The 15,753-nt window shown below is 57.7% G+C and carries 14 protein-coding genes and 1 pseudogene; 6 read left to right on the top strand and 9 right to left on the bottom strand.

Features of this window, described 5'->3' with window-relative positions; genetic code table 11:
* Positions 1–23 precede the first annotated feature (23 nt).
* Entirely contained in the window at positions 24–1,667 is a 1,644-nt protein-coding gene (gene treC / locus NQ230_RS20685; RefSeq protein WP_257258926.1) for an alpha,alpha-phosphotrehalase, read from the bottom strand.
* Between the two features lie 51 nt (positions 1,668–1,718).
* Positions 1,719–3,137 carry a PTS trehalose transporter subunit IIBC gene (gene treB / locus NQ230_RS20680; protein ID WP_213822788.1) on the bottom strand — a complete coding sequence of 473 codons (1,419 nt, stop codon included), beginning with the start codon at positions 3,135–3,137 and terminating at the stop codon, positions 1,719–1,721.
* Positions 3,138–3,407: 270 nt separating this feature from the next.
* Between treB and NQ230_RS20675 the strand changes: the two genes are divergently transcribed.
* From NQ230_RS20675 to NQ230_RS20665, 3 genes are read left to right on the top strand one after another with little or no spacing between them, the layout of a single operon-like run.
* The gene (locus tag NQ230_RS20675; protein ID WP_257258924.1) at positions 3,408–4,100 is read left to right on the top strand and encodes a hypothetical protein; all 693 of its coding nucleotides are present in this window, start codon (positions 3,408–3,410) and stop codon (positions 4,098–4,100) included.
* A gap of 2 nt (positions 4,101–4,102) precedes the next feature.
* A complete protein-coding gene (locus NQ230_RS20670) occupies positions 4,103–4,291 on the top strand; it encodes a hypothetical protein (protein ID WP_257258923.1) in 189 nt (62 codons plus the stop codon).
* Between the two features lie 44 nt (positions 4,292–4,335).
* A complete protein-coding gene (locus tag NQ230_RS20665; RefSeq protein ID WP_257258922.1) occupies positions 4,336–4,815 on the top strand; it encodes an Hcp family type VI secretion system effector in 480 nt (159 codons plus the stop codon).
* Positions 4,816–4,826: 11 nt separating this feature from the next.
* On the opposite strand, the gene treR is transcribed toward NQ230_RS20665, so the two are convergent.
* Positions 4,827–5,774 (bottom strand): trehalose operon repressor TreR, encoded by a 948-nt coding sequence (gene treR / locus NQ230_RS20660; protein ID WP_121424893.1) that lies wholly within the window; start codon positions 5,772–5,774, stop codon positions 4,827–4,829.
* Between the two features lie 389 nt (positions 5,775–6,163).
* Here treR and mgtA point away from each other — a divergent pair, with 389 nt between their 5' ends.
* Together mgtA and NQ230_RS20650 are read left to right on the top strand one after the other, a co-directional pair.
* Complete coding sequence (mgtA, locus tag NQ230_RS20655) at positions 6,164–8,872, top strand: magnesium-translocating P-type ATPase (protein ID WP_121424894.1); 2,709 nt, start codon at positions 6,164–6,166, stop codon at positions 8,870–8,872.
* 200 nt (positions 8,873–9,072) lie between these two features.
* Complete coding sequence (locus NQ230_RS20650) at positions 9,073–11,457, top strand: beta-N-acetylhexosaminidase (protein WP_257258920.1); 2,385 nt, start codon at positions 9,073–9,075, stop codon at positions 11,455–11,457.
* Positions 11,458–11,552: 95 nt separating this feature from the next.
* On the opposite strand, the gene gbpA is transcribed toward NQ230_RS20650, so the two are convergent.
* The 5 genes from gbpA to NQ230_RS20625 all read right to left on the bottom strand — a co-directional run bounded on the left by gbpA (position 11,553) and on the right by NQ230_RS20625 (position 15,149).
* Positions 11,553–13,004, bottom strand: a complete 1,452-nt coding sequence (gene gbpA, locus NQ230_RS20645; RefSeq protein WP_257258918.1) for an N-acetylglucosamine-binding protein GbpA — start codon at positions 13,002–13,004, stop codon at positions 11,553–11,555.
* 138 nt (positions 13,005–13,142) lie between these two features.
* The gene (gene ridA, locus NQ230_RS20640) at positions 13,143–13,529 is read right to left on the bottom strand and encodes a 2-iminobutanoate/2-iminopropanoate deaminase (protein ID WP_014882305.1); all 387 of its coding nucleotides are present in this window, start codon (positions 13,527–13,529) and stop codon (positions 13,143–13,145) included.
* Between the two features lie 74 nt (positions 13,530–13,603).
* Positions 13,604–14,065, bottom strand: coding sequence for an aspartate carbamoyltransferase regulatory subunit (gene pyrI, locus NQ230_RS20635; RefSeq protein WP_023310197.1), 462 nt, complete (start codon positions 14,063–14,065; stop codon positions 13,604–13,606).
* A 12-nt stretch (positions 14,066–14,077) separates the two neighbouring features.
* Positions 14,078–15,010 (bottom strand): aspartate carbamoyltransferase, encoded by a 933-nt coding sequence (gene pyrB, locus NQ230_RS20630; protein WP_023310198.1) that lies wholly within the window; start codon positions 15,008–15,010, stop codon positions 14,078–14,080.
* 34 nt (positions 15,011–15,044) lie between these two features.
* Complete coding sequence (locus NQ230_RS20625) at positions 15,045–15,149, bottom strand: pyrBI operon leader peptide (protein ID WP_022646880.1); 105 nt, start codon at positions 15,147–15,149, stop codon at positions 15,045–15,047.
* On the opposite strand from NQ230_RS20625, the pseudogene NQ230_RS20620 reads away from it, so the two are divergent.
* Positions 15,129–15,246 (top strand): annotated as a pseudogene (locus NQ230_RS20620) (hypothetical protein). The gene NQ230_RS20625 and the pseudogene NQ230_RS20620 sit on opposite strands and share 21 nt — an antisense overlap.
* Before the next feature lie 3 nt (positions 15,247–15,249).
* On the opposite strand, the gene NQ230_RS20615 reads toward NQ230_RS20620, so the two are convergent.
* Complete coding sequence (locus tag NQ230_RS20615; protein WP_023334317.1) at positions 15,250–15,729, bottom strand: arginine repressor; 480 nt, start codon at positions 15,727–15,729, stop codon at positions 15,250–15,252.
* Positions 15,730–15,753: the final 24 nt, after the last annotated feature.

Genomic DNA, 15,753 nt, shown 5'->3' with positions numbered 1-15,753 from the left:
TGGGCGGCACCCGGCAGGGAACGTTACTGCTGCAGCCACCAGACCGCTTCAAACGGACGGAGCGACGTCGTTTGCGGTGCCGGGTAGTTACTTATCAGCACCTGCGGCTGACCGCTGAGAGCGTCTGTCTGCCATTCCTGAGGCGTATGGCTCAGGTTTGCCGCCACTATCAGCGTCTGCCCCTGCCACTGACGGCGGTAACACCACAGGGAAGGATGTTCCGGCAGGAGATCTTCATAATCTCCCCACGTCAGCACCGGCAGGGTTTTGCGCAGGCTAATCAGCGACTGGTAGGTGTAAAACACCGAATCCGGGTCGTCGAGCGCCGCGCGGGCGTTCACGGTTTCGTAGTTATCGCAGACGCCAATCCACGGCTCGCCCTCGGTAAAGCCCGCATTGTGCGACGCGTCCCACTGCATTGGGGTTCGTCCGTTATCACGGGACTTACTCGCCAGAATCGCCAGCAGTTCATCCGGCTCGCGGCCGTTGGCCCGCAGTTCCGCGAACATGTTCAGGCTTTCCACGTCGCGATAGTCGGTGATGCGGCTGAAGTGCGGGTTGGTCATCCCCAGCTCTTCGCCCTGGTAGATATACGGCGTGCCCTGCATGCCGTGCAGCACCATGCCGAGCATCTTCGCGGCCTGAACGCGGTATTCCCCTTCGTCACCAAAGCGCGACACGATGCGCGGCTGATCGTGGTTACACCAGAAAAGCGCGTTCCAGGCTTTGTTGTGCATCCCCTGCTGCCAGTGGCGGAAAAGGGTTTTCAGCGCCACGAAGTCCGGCTTCGCCTTCGTCCACTTTTCGCCGCCGGGGTAGTCCACCTTCAGGTGGTGGAAGTTAAAGGTCATCGACAGTTCGCTTCCGTCGAGCGACGCGTACTGCTGGCAGTTCTCCAGCGAGGTCGAGGACATCTCGCCCACCGTCATCAGGTTGCGCGGGGTGAAGACGTCGCGGCTCATCTCCTGCAGATACTCGTGAACGCGCGGCCCGTCCGTGTAGAAGCGGCGGCCGTCTCCGATGTTGTCGTCCGGGAAATCCTGGTCTTTTGAAATCAGGTTAATCACGTCCAGACGCAGGCCGTCCACGCCGCGATCGGCCCAGAACTCGCACACCTTTTTCAGCTCGGCGCGCACCGCCGGGTTTTCCCAGTTGAGATCCGCCTGCTCCGGTGCAAACAGGTGCAGATAGTACTGCTCGCTCTCGGCGTGCCAGCGCCAGGCGTTGCCGCCAAACTTGGATCGCCAGTTGTTGGGAAGCTGCTCCGGGGTGCCGTCGCGCCAGATGTAGAACTGGCGGTACGGGCTCGCTTTGTTCAGCGACTCGCGGAACCAGGCGTGCTGCGTGGAGGTGTGGTTAAACACCATGTCCAGCACAATGCGGATGCCGCGCTCGTGCGCCCTGGCAACCAGCTCGTCGAAATCATCCAGCGTGCCGTAGGCCGGGTCGATGGCGGTGTAATTCGCCACGTCGTAGCCGTTATCCACCTGCGGGGAGATATAAAACGGCGTCAGCCAGATGGCGTCGATGCCGAGGGTTTTCAGGTAGTCCAGACGCTGCGTCACGCCGCGTAAATCGCCGGTGCCGCTGCCGGTGGTGTCCTGGAAGCTCTTTGGGTAAATCTGATAGATGACGCCGTTTTGCCACCAGTGAGGAAGGGTATTCATAGTGCGTTCCTGCAAATGCGAAGGGGCGCAACTGCGCCCCGAAAGAGAGAATTAAACAATCTGCAGCGAGCCCTGACGGAACTTGCGCTGGTAAACCACGGTGGTGAGCGCCATTGGGACGATAATCGCGATGGCCATCGCCAGGGCAAACACCTGCCAGTAAGCGGGCTGGATGGAGAGGATGCCCGGCAGGCCGCCGACGCCAATCCCGTTCGCCATCACGCCGTTCAGACCGCACACCAGGCCCGCCAGACCGGAACCGATCATCGCGCAGAGCATCGGGAAGCGGTATTTCAGGTTGATACCGTACATCGCCGGTTCGGTGACGCCGAGGTAGGCAGAGATGGCTGCCGGAACGGAGATCTCACGCTCGTTGTGCTTACGGCTGACGATGATGATGCCGGTCACCGCCGATGCCTGCGCAATGTTAGACAGGGCGATAATCGGCCAGACCGGCGTGCCGCCGAGGCTTTGAATCATCTGCATGTCGATAGCCAGCGTGGTCTGGTGCACGCCGGTGATGACCAGCGGGGCGTACAGGAAGCCAAACAGCGCGGCACCGACTGGCGCGAAGCTGCCGGTCATCAGGTGGCGCACCGCGAAGGCCACGCCGTCGCCGATCATGCGGCCAAACGGACCGATAAAGGCGTGCGCCAGGAACACGGCAAGAATCAGCGAGCAGACCGGCACCACCACCAGGTAGAGGTAATCCGGCACGATGCGCTTCAGGCGCGTTTCAATAAAGCCGAGCGCCAGACCGGCCAGCAATGCCGGGATAACCTGCGCCTGATAGCCCACTTTGGCGATGGTAAACAGACCGAAGTTCCACACCTCAGGCACCTGCTGACCAAGTAAGTAAGCGTTCATTAACTGTGGAGAGACCAGCGTGACGCCCAGCACGATACCGAGAATCGGCGTGCCGCCCATTTTGCGCACCGCGGACCAGCAAATCCCGACCGGCAGATAGAAGAAGATGGCTTCGCCAATCAGCCACAGGAAGTCGTAGATGCTTTGCAGCGCCGGGTACATCTGCGCCAGCGTTTTGCCGTCGCTCATCGGCACATCGCCGATGACGTTACGGAAGCCTAAAATTAAGCCCCCGCTGATCAGCGCCGGCAGCAGCGGGAAGAAAATCTCCGCGAAGTGGGAAATTAGCTGCTCGTGCCACTTCATGTTCTGGCGCGCGGCCTTCTTCGCCTGCTCTTTATCGGCGGAGGAGTGCCCGGTGGTTGCCAGCAGAGCCTGATAGTAATCGCCCACTTCGGTACCAATAACGACCTGGAACTGCCCGGCGTTGGTGAAGCAGCCTTTGACCATGGAAAGTTCTTCAATGGCCTTCGGATTGGCTTTGGCCGGATCGTTCAGCACGAAGCGCAGGCGGGTAATGCAATGGCTGACGGTGGCGATGTTCTCGCGGCCGCCGACCAGGACGATCAACTGATCAATATCTGCTTGTTTGACTTTACTCATCATGAAACCTCATGACAGATGGTGAGGGGGGTAATGACCTGAGCGCAAGCCTACTCCTTAAGCGTGACGGCGAAAATGGGAACGTTCCCGAAATCGGGCGAAGATCACAATAAACCGTCTACTGGAATGCTTTCTTAGTGCTGTTTAAAAAATATCGAGTCATTGTCTTAAAAAGAAAGTTACAGCTTTTAAACGTGATCTGACGGGAACATCAATACTGGATTCAGGCATAGGCTTGCCTTCAATTTGATGTATAAGCATGGAGCGATTATGTACGGAAACAACGAAATTATCCGTTATCTACAGGCTAATAAAATACTTGCGCTTAAACTCGACCATGCTGTTACGGCTGTTGGGCAACAGGTCAAAAAACAGGTGGATACCATAGGGAATGGAGCGACTCGACTGTTGTATTACACCTCATGCTTCACCGATGAATATTATGATGTTTGCCAGAGACAACAGACCGAGGATATCCGTTTCAGGGATGCTGTTTATCAGGTAGTAAGCGATGTTGATGTGGTCAATAACATGCTTCGAATCTACTTTGAGGAAATTTTCAGACATAAAACATCGGATCAATTAGAGCATATCAAGCAGCGCCTGATGGCTGTAAATGTTCATGTCGCTGCCGTTACTCTGACCAACGCTGGATTTACATTAGCCGTCGCCACCTGCGTTCGCCTTGGATTAAACGTCAGCCTTGAATTGAGCGCCCTTGTAGGTACCAGAGCTTCCCGTGGTATTGCCCTTATTGGTCTTTATGGAATAGTGCAGAAAGCCGCTGACAGTGCACACCGCCTGCATGTCGAATTTCCCGCCTTGTACTCTGCTCTTTATGCACAAGAGCTTGAAATGCTCTACTTCCTTATTGAGCCTGTGTTCCAAAAGTCGCGAGCGATGGACGCACAGTGGGCATCTGATGGCGACATTGCGGATATCATCAGCAGGATGATCCAATAACCATGATGAATTACATCAAACGTTTTTTACGCTGGCAGGGGCGAATCTTTTTTTCCATCTACGGCCCAACTGCATTAACAATTCTATTTGCCCTGATTCAGGCTCATTTCTTCCCAGGAAGCCCAGTCTGGCCCATTGGGGTTTTCTTCATTGCCGTAATGATTATTTTTGGTCGTTATGTGAAATGGTAAATGCTGAGCTTCCTACTATCGATACCCACCAATAAGGATATGACATGTCTACTCCCGCACATTTGTGGCTTGAAGATGAGAACGGCTCACCGGTAGTGGGTAGCTGTATAATGCCACTTCGCCTGGGCTCTATTGAGTTAAAATCATTTTCTCATGGTGTGACTATTCCGGTTGACCCAAACTTGGGGAAACTCACCGGTACGCGCGTTCATCGACCTATCACAATAATCAAAGAATTCGATCAAACAACGCCACTTTTATATCGTGCGGTGTGTGAAGGGCGAACCATGAAGAAAGCGACAATTAAAATGTACCGTATTCTGGAGGCAGGAATTGAGGCCGAGTATTTCAATATCATTCTGGAAAACGTCAAGTTCACAACGGTAGCGCCATACCTTTCTCCTGTCGGGATGAGTAGTACCCATCTTGAAACGCTTGAACTGCGTTATGAAGCGATTACCTGGAAGTACACGGAAGGCAATATTGTCTACCGTGATTCCTGGAACGATCTCTGTTGCAGATGATAACTAACGAGCTAAGAAAGGCGAGCAGGAATAACGATCTGACGGGGCTCTGAACGCCCGTTGATCTGCTCGATCAGCTGCGCGGCGGCCTGTCTGCCGGACTCGGCGTAGCCCGGGTCGACGGTGATGATCTCCGGGTGCAGGAACTTCATCAGCGGCGTGCTGCCGACGCTCGCCACCTGCAGGTTATCGATGCGCTGCTCCTGCAGATATTTGCTGGCACCCAGCGCAAGGGTATCCGTGGCGCACACCAGCGCGGTGGTCTGCGGCGTCAGGACGCTGGCGACCTGCTCGTAGCCCTGCTTCATGCCCAGCCCCGGCAGTGAGGCCACGGCGGAGAGATTGTGGCTTTTGCAAAAGGCCAGGTAGGCCTCGTGACGGCGCTTGCCGGTGGTGACGTCCGCGTGCGGTACCCCGAGGAAGCTGATGTGGCGATGGCCTTCGTCAAACAGTCGCTGCATCAGGGTGATGATCGCGCCCTCGTCGTCATAGCAGACGGAGGCAAAGCCGTGGGCATCGCGCGCCAGCAGCACCAGCGAAGGCTGCCAGGGTTTCAGCATCTCGTCTTTAATGCCGGTAAAACCGAACAGCACCACGCCATCAATGTTGCGCCGCTGGAGCATGCCCAGATGCTCTTCAACCAACTGTACTGAGAACTGACTCTCCATCATGATCGGATCATACCCCTGCTCGTAGAAGGCGGGCAGCATGGTCTGCACGGCGAGGTTTTCAGACAGAGAGTCCAGACGCGAGACAATAATGGCGACGACTTTGTCACTCTGCCCGCGCATGGCGCGCGCGGAGCGGGAAGGGGAAAAACCGTGCTGATTCATGACCGCCTCAACGCGCTCGCGGGTGCGTTCGCTGACGCCGCTTTCGTTGTTCAGCACGCGTGAGACGGTCGATTTCCCCACGCCGCTTAAACGTGCGATGTCTTTAATCGTTAGGCGGTTCTGCATGCTGTATTCCCTGTAACAACGACGATGTAGTGAATTGAGCCTAATGCTATAGCGCGATTTCGCTATGGGCAAAGTCTGGTTTACGTTCGGTTTATTTGCAGGGGGGTATAATACCGCCCGAATCGTCACAAAGGGTACGCTTAAATCCCTATACTGCGCGGCGACACCCTACTTTTTACTTACCGGAGGCCACATGGATCCCGATCCCACACCTCTCCTGAGCGGGAGAAAACGTTCTTTCCGGTAAGCCAGCCTTGTTGCTGTCTCACCGGCGTGAGGCAGTAGCGTCTTAAACGTTCCTGCTTGAAAAATTGAGTGCCTCTCAGGTACGGCCTTGCCACGCCTGAAGGAAATGCTGCGTCCGCATTCGCGGATGTGGAGGAATGACTATGTTTAAAAATATCACCCGGCAGCTGCAGGCCCTGCTGAGCCGCCACCTGCCACACCGTCTTGTTCAGCGCGACCCGCTGCCAAACGCCAAAAACATGGCGGGGGCGGCGATCCCCGCGTCTCTGACCGAACGCTGCCTGAACGTGGCGGCGATGGATGAAAACGAAGTCTGGCGCGCGTTCGGCGGACACCCGGAAGGGCTAAACGCGGCCGAAGTGGAAAAAATCCGCGCCGTGCACGGCGATAACCAGATCCCGGCGCAGAAGCCGTCTCCGTGGTGGGTACACCTGTGGCTCTGCTACCGCAACCCGTTCAACCTGCTGCTGACGGTGCTCGGCCTCATCTCTTACGCGACGGAAGATCTGTTTGCCGCAGGCGTCATTGCCCTGATGGTCGGCATCTCCACGCTGCTGAACTTCATTCAGGAAGCCCGCTCCACCAGGGCGGCGGATGCCCTGAAGGCGATGGTCAGCAACACCGCGACCGTCTCGCGCGTGATTAACGATCTCGGCGAAAACGCCTGGGTGGAGCTGCCTATCGACCAGCTGGTGCCGGGCGATCTGGTGAAGCTGGCGGCAGGGGACATGATCCCGGCGGATTTACGCATCATCCAGGCGCGGGATCTGTTCGTGGCGCAGGCCTCCCTGACCGGGGAATCCCTGCCCGTTGAAAAAGTGGCGCGCAGCCGCGACCCGCAGCAGATGAACCCGCTCGAGTGCGACACTCTGTGCTTTATGGGCACCACGGTGGTCAGCGGCACCGCGCAGGCGATTGTCACCGCCACCGGGGGCAACACCTGGTTTGGTCAGCTTGCCGGGCGCGTCAGCGAGCAGGAGAGCGAGCCGAACGCCTTCCAGAAAGGGATTGGCCGCGTCAGCATGCTGCTGATCCGCTTTATGATGGTGATGACGCCGATCGTGCTGCTGATCAACGGCTACACCAAAGGCGACTGGTGGGAAGCGGCGCTGTTCGCGCTCTCCGTGGCCGTTGGCCTGACGCCGGAAATGCTGCCGATGATCGTCACCTCCACGCTGGCGCGCGGGGCGGTGAAGCTCTCTAAGCAGAAAGTGATCGTCAAACACCTCGACGCCATTCAGAACTTTGGCGCGATGGACATCCTCTGCACCGATAAAACCGGCACCCTGACGCAGGATAAAATCGTGCTGGAGAACCACACCGATATCTCCGGCAAAACCAGTGAGCGCGTCCTGCACAGCGCGTGGCTGAACAGCCATTACCAGACCGGGCTGAAAAACCTGCTCGACGTTGCGGTGCTGGAAGGGGTAGACGAAGAGTCCGCCCGCACGCTCTCCGGCCGCTGGCAGAAGGTGGATGAGATCCCGTTTGACTTCGAGCGCCGCCGCATGTCGGTGGTGGTGAGCGAGCAGACGGACGTCCACCAGCTGATCTGCAAAGGCGCGCTGCAGGAGATCCTCAACGTGTCGACGCAGGTTCGCTATAACGGCGACATCGTGCCGCTGGACGACACCATGCTGCGCCGCATCAAGCGCGTCACCGACAACCTGAACCGTCAGGGGCTGCGCGTCGTGGCGGTCGCGAGCAAGTTCCTGCCCGCGCGCGAGGGTGACTATCAGCGTATCGACGAATCCGATCTGATCCTTGAGGGTTACATCGCATTCCTCGATCCGCCGAAAGAGACCACCGCACCGGCGCTGAAGGCGCTGAAGGCGAGCGGCATCACGGTCAAAATCCTCACCGGCGACAGCGAGCTGGTGGCGGCCAAAGTGTGCCATGAAGTGGGGCTGGACGCGGGCGACGTGGTGGTGGGGAGCGATATTGAACATCTCTCTGATGACGAGCTGGCTAGGCTTGCCCAGCGTACCACGCTGTTTGCCCGCCTGACGCCGATGCACAAAGAGCGCATTGTCACTCTGCTCAAGCGCGAAGGGCACGTGGTGGGCTTTATGGGCGACGGCATCAACGACGCGCCCGCGCTGCGTGCGGCGGACATCGGTATCTCCGTGGACGGTGCGGTGGATATCGCCCGCGAAGCGGCGGATATTATCCTGCTGGAAAAGAGCCTGATGGTGCTGGAGGAGGGCGTGATCGAAGGTCGCCGTACCTTTGCCAACATGCTCAAGTACATCAAAATGACCGCCAGCTCCAACTTCGGTAACGTCTTTAGCGTGCTGGTGGCGAGCGCGTTTCTGCCGTTCCTGCCGATGCTGCCGCTGCATCTGCTGATCCAGAACCTGATGTACGACGTGTCTCAGGTGGCGATCCCGTTTGATAACGTAGACGACGAGCAGATCCAGAAGCCGCAGCACTGGAACCCGGCGGATCTGGGGCGCTTTATGCTGTTCTTTGGCCCGATCAGCTCCATCTTTGACATCCTGACCTTCTGCCTGATGTGGTTCGTGTTCCACGCCAACACCCCGGAACATCAGACGCTGTTCCAGTCCGGCTGGTTCGTGGTAGGTCTGCTGTCGCAGACGCTGATTGTGCATATGATCCGCACCCGCCGCATTCCGTTCATCCAGAGCCGTGCCGCGTGGCCGCTGATTGTGATGACGGGGATTGTGATGGCGCTCGGCATCGCGCTGCCGTTCTCGCCGCTGGCGAGCTACCTGCAGCTCCAGGCGCTGCCGCTGAGCTACTTCCCGTGGCTGGTGGCGATCCTCGCGGGCTATATGGTGCTGACGCAGATGGTGAAAGGGTTTTATGCGCGTCGGTACGGGTGGCAGTAACGGCAAGCCCGGTGGCGCTGCGCTTACCGGGCCTACGATCCCAACGTAGGCCGGGTAAGGCGAAGCCGCCACCCGGCAGCTGGCTTTCCTCCCAAATTCAACAACCTGTGATCTCCGTCGGCGCATTCGCTTGACGACAAATTGAGCGCATGTTAACAGAATGTTTTGCCTTTATTTGGCCCGTCAGATAAGGAACATTCATGTTACGGTACAGTCTCTTAACCGCCGGGCTGATGCTCGGCGCCTCTGCCTTTGCCGCTCCGGCAGGCGATCTCCCTTTGATGCCCTGGCCTGCGAAGGTTGAACGCCCGACAACCCAGGGCGCGCTGGTGCTTAACGATAAAATCTCCGTCAGCGTCAGCGGCGACGATCTCGGCGACGCCGTCAACCGGCTGCGCCAGCGCATTGCCCTGCAAACCGGCTGGACGCTGCAGCCGCAGGCTGAAAAGCCAGACAAACCGACCATCCGCATCGCCATCGCCAAAAAGGTCAAGCCGCAGCCGCTGCCGGACAGCGATGAAAGCTATAAGCTCACGGTGGACGCCAACGGCGTCGATATCTCCGCCAACACCCGCTTCGGCGCGCTGCGCGCCATGGAAACCCTGCTCCAGCTGATGCAGAACGGAGCGGAAAACACCTCGCTGCCGTGGGTCACCATTGAAGATTCGCCGCGCTTCCCGTGGCGTGGGCTGCTGCTGGACTCGGCGCGCCACTTTATCCCGCTGCCGGATATCAAACGTCAAATCGACGGCATGGCCGCGGCGAAGCTCAACGTTCTGCACTGGCACCTGACCGACGATCAGGGCTGGCGCTTCAGCTCGAAGCGCTACCCTAAGCTGACGCAGCTTGCCAGCGACGGGCTGTTCTACACGCCGGAGCAGATGCGTGAGGTGGTGCGTTACGCTACCGAGCGCGGCATTCGCGTGGTGCCTGAAATTGACATGCCGGGCCACGCCTCGGCGATTGCCGTGGCCTATCCGGAGCTGATGAGCGCCCCGGGGCCGTACGCTATGGAGCGCCACTGGGGCGTGCTGAAGCCGGTGCTGGATCCGACAAAAGACGCAACCTATGCCTTTGCCGACGCGATGGTCAGCGAACTGGCGGCGATCTTCCCCGATCCGTATCTGCACATCGGCGGTGACGAGGTGGACGACAGCCAGTGGAAAGCGAACGCCGCGATCCAGAATTTCATGCGCGACAACAGGCTGGCGGACAGCCACGCGCTGCAGGCGTATTTCAACCGCAGGCTGGAGACGATCCTCGAGAAACACCGCCGGCAGATGGTCGGCTGGGACGAGATCTACCATCCCGACCTGCCGAAAAGCATTCTGATCCAGTCCTGGCAGGGGCAGGACGCGCTGGGGCAGGTCGCGCAGAACGGCTACAAAGGGATTCTCTCGACGGGCTTCTATCTCGACCAGCCCCAGTCCACCGCCTATCACTATCGCAACGAAATTGTCCCGCAGGGGCTGAACGGCGTGGATGTGATTGCAGACACCGACAGCGCCCAGAGCTGGGCCTTCACCATGCCGCGCCTGAAGGGCAAGCCGGTGGAGGGGAGCTTCACGCTGGTGAAAGGGGATGCTGGCTGGCGTGGATTTATTGATTTTGCCGGAAAATCCCGCCGTGCGGTGCAGGATATTGAATGGCGCGACGACAATCAGGTCACGTTTACCGTCGACACCTGGATGGGCGAAACGCGACCGGTGGTCTCCGTCGATAATGACAAACTCACCGGCTATTTCCTGGTGGGGAACACGCGCTACCCAATCAGCGGCACGCGTCTGGACGAGGTGCCGAAAGGCATTCCGCCGGTCGTGCCGGACGTGGCGAATCAGGCCAACCTGCTCGGCGGTGAAGCCGCGCTGTGGGCGGAGAACGTGGTGGCGCCGGTGCTGGATATCCGCCTGTGGCCGCGCGCCTTTGCGGTGGCGGAGCGGCTGTGGTCGGCGAAGGACGTCAGCGACGTCGACAACATGTACACCCGCCTGCAGGCGATGGACAGCTGGTCGACGGTGTCTGTCGGGCTGCAGCAGCATACCCAGCAGCAGGTGCAGTTCACGCGCCTGGCGAACAATGCCGATACCCTGCCGCTGCAAATCCTCGCGCAGGCGGTAGAGCCCGCGCAGTATTACACCCGTCAGCACCTGAAGTTCCAGGCCGGAAACTACCATCAGTTTGAACCGCTCAACCGCTTCGCGGATGCGCTGAACGCCGAAAGCGCCACCGTGCGCCAGATGAATAAATGGGCGGACCGCCTGGTAAGCGACGCGGAAGACACGGAAAGCGCCGACGCGCTGCGCCACGTCTTTAACCGCTGGCAGAGCAACACCAGCGACGCGCTGGCGCTAAGCGAAAACAGCTATCAGCTGAAGGCCATGAAGCCGGTGATTCAGGAGGTGGATAAGCTGGCCTCGATTGGCCTGAGGCTGACGGATCTGGTGGCGCGCCAGGGCACGCTGGATGATAAAGAGATTGCGTCGATTCAGAGCGAGCTGGATAACGCGGCGAAGGTTCAGGACGAGGTGGTGATTGCGGCGGTGTATCCGCTGGAGACGCTGCTGCGAGCGACGCGGAATCAGTAGCCCCTCACCCCAACCCCTCTCCCCAAAGGGGCGAGGGGCTCGATCGGTTCCCTCTCCCCTATGGGGAGAGGGTTAGGGTGAGGGGAAAAGACTACTTAGTTCTTCAACACCCACGCCTCTTTCCAGTGTGCGCCAACGCCTGGCTCATACTGGTTGGCGGTTGGGCTGTACTGCACGCAGTAGCCGCTGTACGGGAAAGGCTTACATTCGTAGGTCTTACCGTCTTTCGGCTGCAGCACCACGGTACCCGCCTTGTAGGACGCGATATTGTCCGGGAAGGTGAAGTCGTGATGACCGGTGCTGTCCGCCGCGGCGTCGCCTTCCAGCATCAGGTTCAGCACGTCCTGGGCGAACATCGTGCCGTCTTTGTTGGTCGCATAGTATTTCAGCATGTGGTGGCCCGGCGTCACGTCATTCAGGGTCATGGTCACGTCCTGATTGGCGTTGTTCATGTCCTGCTTCAGGTAGCCTTTTTCCGCACCGCTGTGGTTCATCACGTGTGCTTCCATATTCACGTCGCCTTTGGTGTTGACGTGGAAGGTCACGGTCGCGTTGCCATGTTCGATTTTGCTGTACTGCAGGTTAGAAACCGCAATGGTTTCATTCACTTCCGCTTTCTGCTCTTCATAAGAGACGGCCACGGACTGCAGCGTGCTGCCGTCTTTCACGAAGACGCTGTTCGCGCCGTGAACCGGGCTGATTTCACCCGCTTCATCCTTCACGCCGACGCGCACGTCGCTCTGGGCGGTGTTGATTTTCTGCGCCAGATCGTAAGACCACTGGTTAGCGTCGCCTTGCTCGGCTGAGCCGATGGTCATTTCGGTACGCATGGAGGTCACTTCGCCGTTCGCGTCGAAGAAGCGTGCAATGACCTTATCGCCCGCGTTCAGGTTGTTACCCGCGATCTGGCCGCTCAGGGTTTTGCTCCACTGGGAAACAACCGCTGGCGTTTCGTCCGGCGTAACGTTGCCGCCGTTACCGAAATCAACGTCAATGGCCTGATAGAAGCTATTTGCGGTATCCGCAATTTCCCATACGCCGTAAATAACCTGGTAGCCCGTACGCTCGGGCACATTACAGGTCATGGATTTTGTCATGGCCGGTGCCTGACCATTCCCGTTAATGGTACAGAACGGCGTTAATTCAAACTGGTCGCGGGTCAGCGGTTTATTTGGGTCCCAGTTTTGTTTAGTGATGTAATAACGCCAGTTGGTGGTTTTATGCGGCGCGGTATGGTGCCAGACAAATTCATGCGGGCCTGCCGTCATGGGATTTTTGGTCCACGCGTTCAGACTCTGCTTATCAAGCTGGGAGTAATTGGCAATACCCGCGCTGGCGAGGTGTCCGTCTGCTGGCTCTGCCCCTGTCGGGAATCCGGAGGATTTTTCTACGCTCTGCGGTTCGTACTGAACGGAGCCGCAGTCAATATTCTGGCCGAGCTTACACATATAGGCGCGGCTGGCGGGTGACTCAATATATCCGTGTGCAAGCGCAGAAGAGGCGACGGCGAATGTCGCTACCGCCAGCGCAATTTTAGAGATTCTCATTCTTAGTCCATTTTAATAGAAGGTAATAAAACAGCAGCAGTCTATTAATGGACGGCACCCGACGTCATTGAATGCCGGGAGTAAAAATAGTCGAAATAAAAAAGGCAGCCGGAGCTGCCTTCTCTTTATTGAAATAAATTAACGACGTACGGCAATCGCTTCAATTTCAATTTTCACGTCTTTTGGCAGACGGGCCACTTCCACGCAGGAGCGTGCCGGGAAAGTCGCGTTGTGCTCGGTGAAGAAGGCTTCGTAAGTGGCGTTAACGGTCGCGAAGTCGTTCAGATCTTTCACGAAAACGGTGGTTTTGACGATGTCGCCCACTTTCAGGCCGGCAGATTCAACGATAGCCTGCACGTTTTCCAGCGACTGACGCGCCTGTGCCGCCACGTCGGCCGGTACTTCACCGGTTTTTGGGTTCACCGGGATCTGGCCCGAAGTGATGATCATGCTGCCCAGATCAACGCCCTGAACGTATGGGCCGATAGCCGCTGGTGCATTTTCCGTCGCGAGTACTTTGGTCATGATTTCTCCAGAATAACAGCTGATTTAAGAGTCCCGGCCATTATAGGGAGGCCGGGATCCTTTACCAACCTCAATTAGTTGGCCAGCACCACATAATGAGAAAACTCTTTTTCACAGTATTTGCATTTGAGCGCGATGTCATCGGCGCGTTTTTTCACTGCAAAGCTGGAGGAAACCGGCTCAGCGTGGCTGATGCAGTTGCTGTTCGGGCAGACCAGCACGCTTTCGATGCGATCCGGCAGGCTCGGGCGGGATTTGCCGACCACTTCATACTCGTCGATGCGGTTGACGGTGGCATCGGGCGCGTACAGCGACAGCTGGTTAACCTGCTCGTCGGTCAGGAAGGTGTTCTCGATTTTAATCAGGTCTTTGCGGCCCATCTCGCCGGACGGCAGGTTCAGACCGATGGTGATGCGCTGGTCGGTTTCGGTCAGTTTGAACAGCGTCAGCAGCTTAAAGCCCACCTGCGCAGGGATGTGGTCAATCACGGTGCCACGCTTGATGGCTTCAACCTGGAGTTTGTTATCGTGTGTCATGCTCGTTTCCCCTTACAGTGCCAATTCGCGATTCAGAACCAGTGCCAGTAACGCCTGGCGGGCGAAGATGCCGTTTCCGGCCTGCTGGAAGTACCAGGCGTGCGGCGTTTTGTCCACGTCTGTGGTGATCTCATCGATGCGCGGCAGCGGGTGCAGCACCTTCATGTTGTCGCGCGCGCCCTCGAGGTCGCTGGCGCGCAGCACGAACTGCGCCTTCACATTGGCGTATTCGGACGGGTCCAGACGCTCTTTCTGCACGCGGGTCATGTAGAGAATATCCACGTGGCTCATCACCTCTTCGATGCTGGCGTGCAGGCTCCACTGAATGCCTTTCTCGTCCAGCATGTCGAGAATGTACTGCGGCATCGCCAGCGCGTCAGGCGCGATGAAGAAGAAGCGGTTGCCGTTAAATTTCGCCAGCGCCTGAGTCAGGGAGTGGACGGTGCGGCCGTACTTCAGGTCGCCGACCATGGCGATATTCAGGTTCTCGAGCTTGCCCTGCGTCTCCTGAATGGTGAACAGATCCAGCAGGGTCTGCGTCGGGTGCTGGTTGGCACCGTCACCGGCGTTCAGTACCGGAATGCCGCCGGAAAACTCGGTCGCCAGACGCGCAGCGCCCTCCTGCGGGTGACGCATCACAATCGCGTCGACGTAGGTGCTGATCACTGAAATGGTATCCGCCAGGGTCTCGCCTTTTTTACCCAGCGACGTGTTGCTGCTGTCCGAGAAGCCCACCACGCTCGCGCCCAGGCGGTGCATGGAGGTTTCAAAGGAGAGGCGGGTGCGGGTCGAGGCTTCGAAGAAGCAGCTCGCAATCACCTTGTGCTTCAGCAGCTCCGGTTGTGGATTGGCCTTCAGTTTTGCCGCGGTTTCCAGAACCAGTTCCAGCTCTTCGCGGCTGAGGTCGTTTATGGAAATGATGTGTTTTTGATAAAGCGGATTCATGTTTATCTCCTGACGCCGGGCAAAAAAAAGCCCCTCAAATGAGGGGCTCTGGGAATAGGTTTAGCAACGGGAAGAAAAACGGCAGGCCAGCGTCTGATTTCAGACGCGGTAAGACGTTATGTCGTACACGCTTGACCATGCTTCCTCCCGGCAAATTGTCGGGCATTATACGCAGCTCGCTTTTCGGATCAAGCGATTTAATGCACGCTTTACTCAATGCAAACGGTTCTTTATGAATATTAATGCGTTCTGAGTAAATAATTAATTTGCTTATGCACCAGCGCGGTGCGCTTCACGACCCGGGGCGCGACCCAGACGATACTGCTGCCAGCCACCACGCCTAAAATTTCCGGCAGCTGGTGATAATCCAGAATACGCGCCACCGCGCGGCCATATCCGGCGACGGTATGAACAAGGATAAACTCGCTATTATGCTCGACGCTGACCACCATTTCGGACACGGTACGCGCGGCGTCGGGGGCAGGGCGCAGCTGGGGATTCAGCGAATAAATCTTTAGCCCTTTGGCATTTCGAATTTTTATGACACCGAGCAATTTAAGCAGACGTGAAACGGTGGACTGGCTGATGGTCTCAAAACCACGCTCCTGCAAATCCCGGCGGATCTCCTCCTGAGAGAGATAACTCTTTTCTGCGATCAGGCGCTGACAGACCGTCAGCTGAAGCTGTTCTTTTGGAGAGTAATCACCATATTCCGTCATAACTATTTCCCATGTAAGTGGCTG

Source organism: Enterobacter asburiae (assembly GCF_024599655.1).
Lineage (GTDB): Bacteria > Pseudomonadota > Gammaproteobacteria > Enterobacterales > Enterobacteriaceae > Enterobacter > Enterobacter asburiae_D.
Note: the sequence above shows the minus strand (reverse complement) of the source record. Positions and strands in the feature narration are given on the sequence as shown.

Coding starts and splice junctions, on each gene's coding strand:
- treC (WP_257258926.1), bottom strand. CDS start 1,667: ATGAATACCCTTCCTCACTGGTGGCAAAACGGCGTCATCTATCAGATT.
- treB (WP_213822788.1), bottom strand. CDS start 3,137: ATGAGTAAAGTCAAACAAGCAGATATTGATCAGTTGATCGTCCTGGTC.
- NQ230_RS20675 (WP_257258924.1), top strand. CDS start 3,408: ATGTACGGAAACAACGAAATTATCCGTTATCTACAGGCTAATAAAATA.
- NQ230_RS20670 (WP_257258923.1), top strand. CDS start 4,103: ATGATGAATTACATCAAACGTTTTTTACGCTGGCAGGGGCGAATCTTT.
- NQ230_RS20665 (WP_257258922.1), top strand. CDS start 4,336: ATGTCTACTCCCGCACATTTGTGGCTTGAAGATGAGAACGGCTCACCG.
- treR (WP_121424893.1), bottom strand. CDS start 5,774: ATGCAGAACCGCCTAACGATTAAAGACATCGCACGTTTAAGCGGCGTG.
- mgtA (WP_121424894.1), top strand. CDS start 6,164: ATGTTTAAAAATATCACCCGGCAGCTGCAGGCCCTGCTGAGCCGCCAC.
- NQ230_RS20650 (WP_257258920.1), top strand. CDS start 9,073: ATGTTACGGTACAGTCTCTTAACCGCCGGGCTGATGCTCGGCGCCTCT.
- gbpA (WP_257258918.1), bottom strand. CDS start 13,004: ATGAGAATCTCTAAAATTGCGCTGGCGGTAGCGACATTCGCCGTCGCC.
- ridA (WP_014882305.1), bottom strand. CDS start 13,529: ATGACCAAAGTACTCGCGACGGAAAATGCACCAGCGGCTATCGGCCCA.
- pyrI (WP_023310197.1), bottom strand. CDS start 14,065: ATGACACACGATAACAAACTCCAGGTTGAAGCCATCAAGCGTGGCACC.
- pyrB (WP_023310198.1), bottom strand. CDS start 15,010: ATGAATCCGCTTTATCAAAAACACATCATTTCCATAAACGACCTCAGC.
- NQ230_RS20625 (WP_022646880.1), bottom strand. CDS start 15,149: ATGGTCAAGCGTGTACGACATAACGTCTTACCGCGTCTGAAATCAGAC.
- NQ230_RS20615 (WP_023334317.1), bottom strand. CDS start 15,729: ATGACGGAATATGGTGATTACTCTCCAAAAGAACAGCTTCAGCTGACG.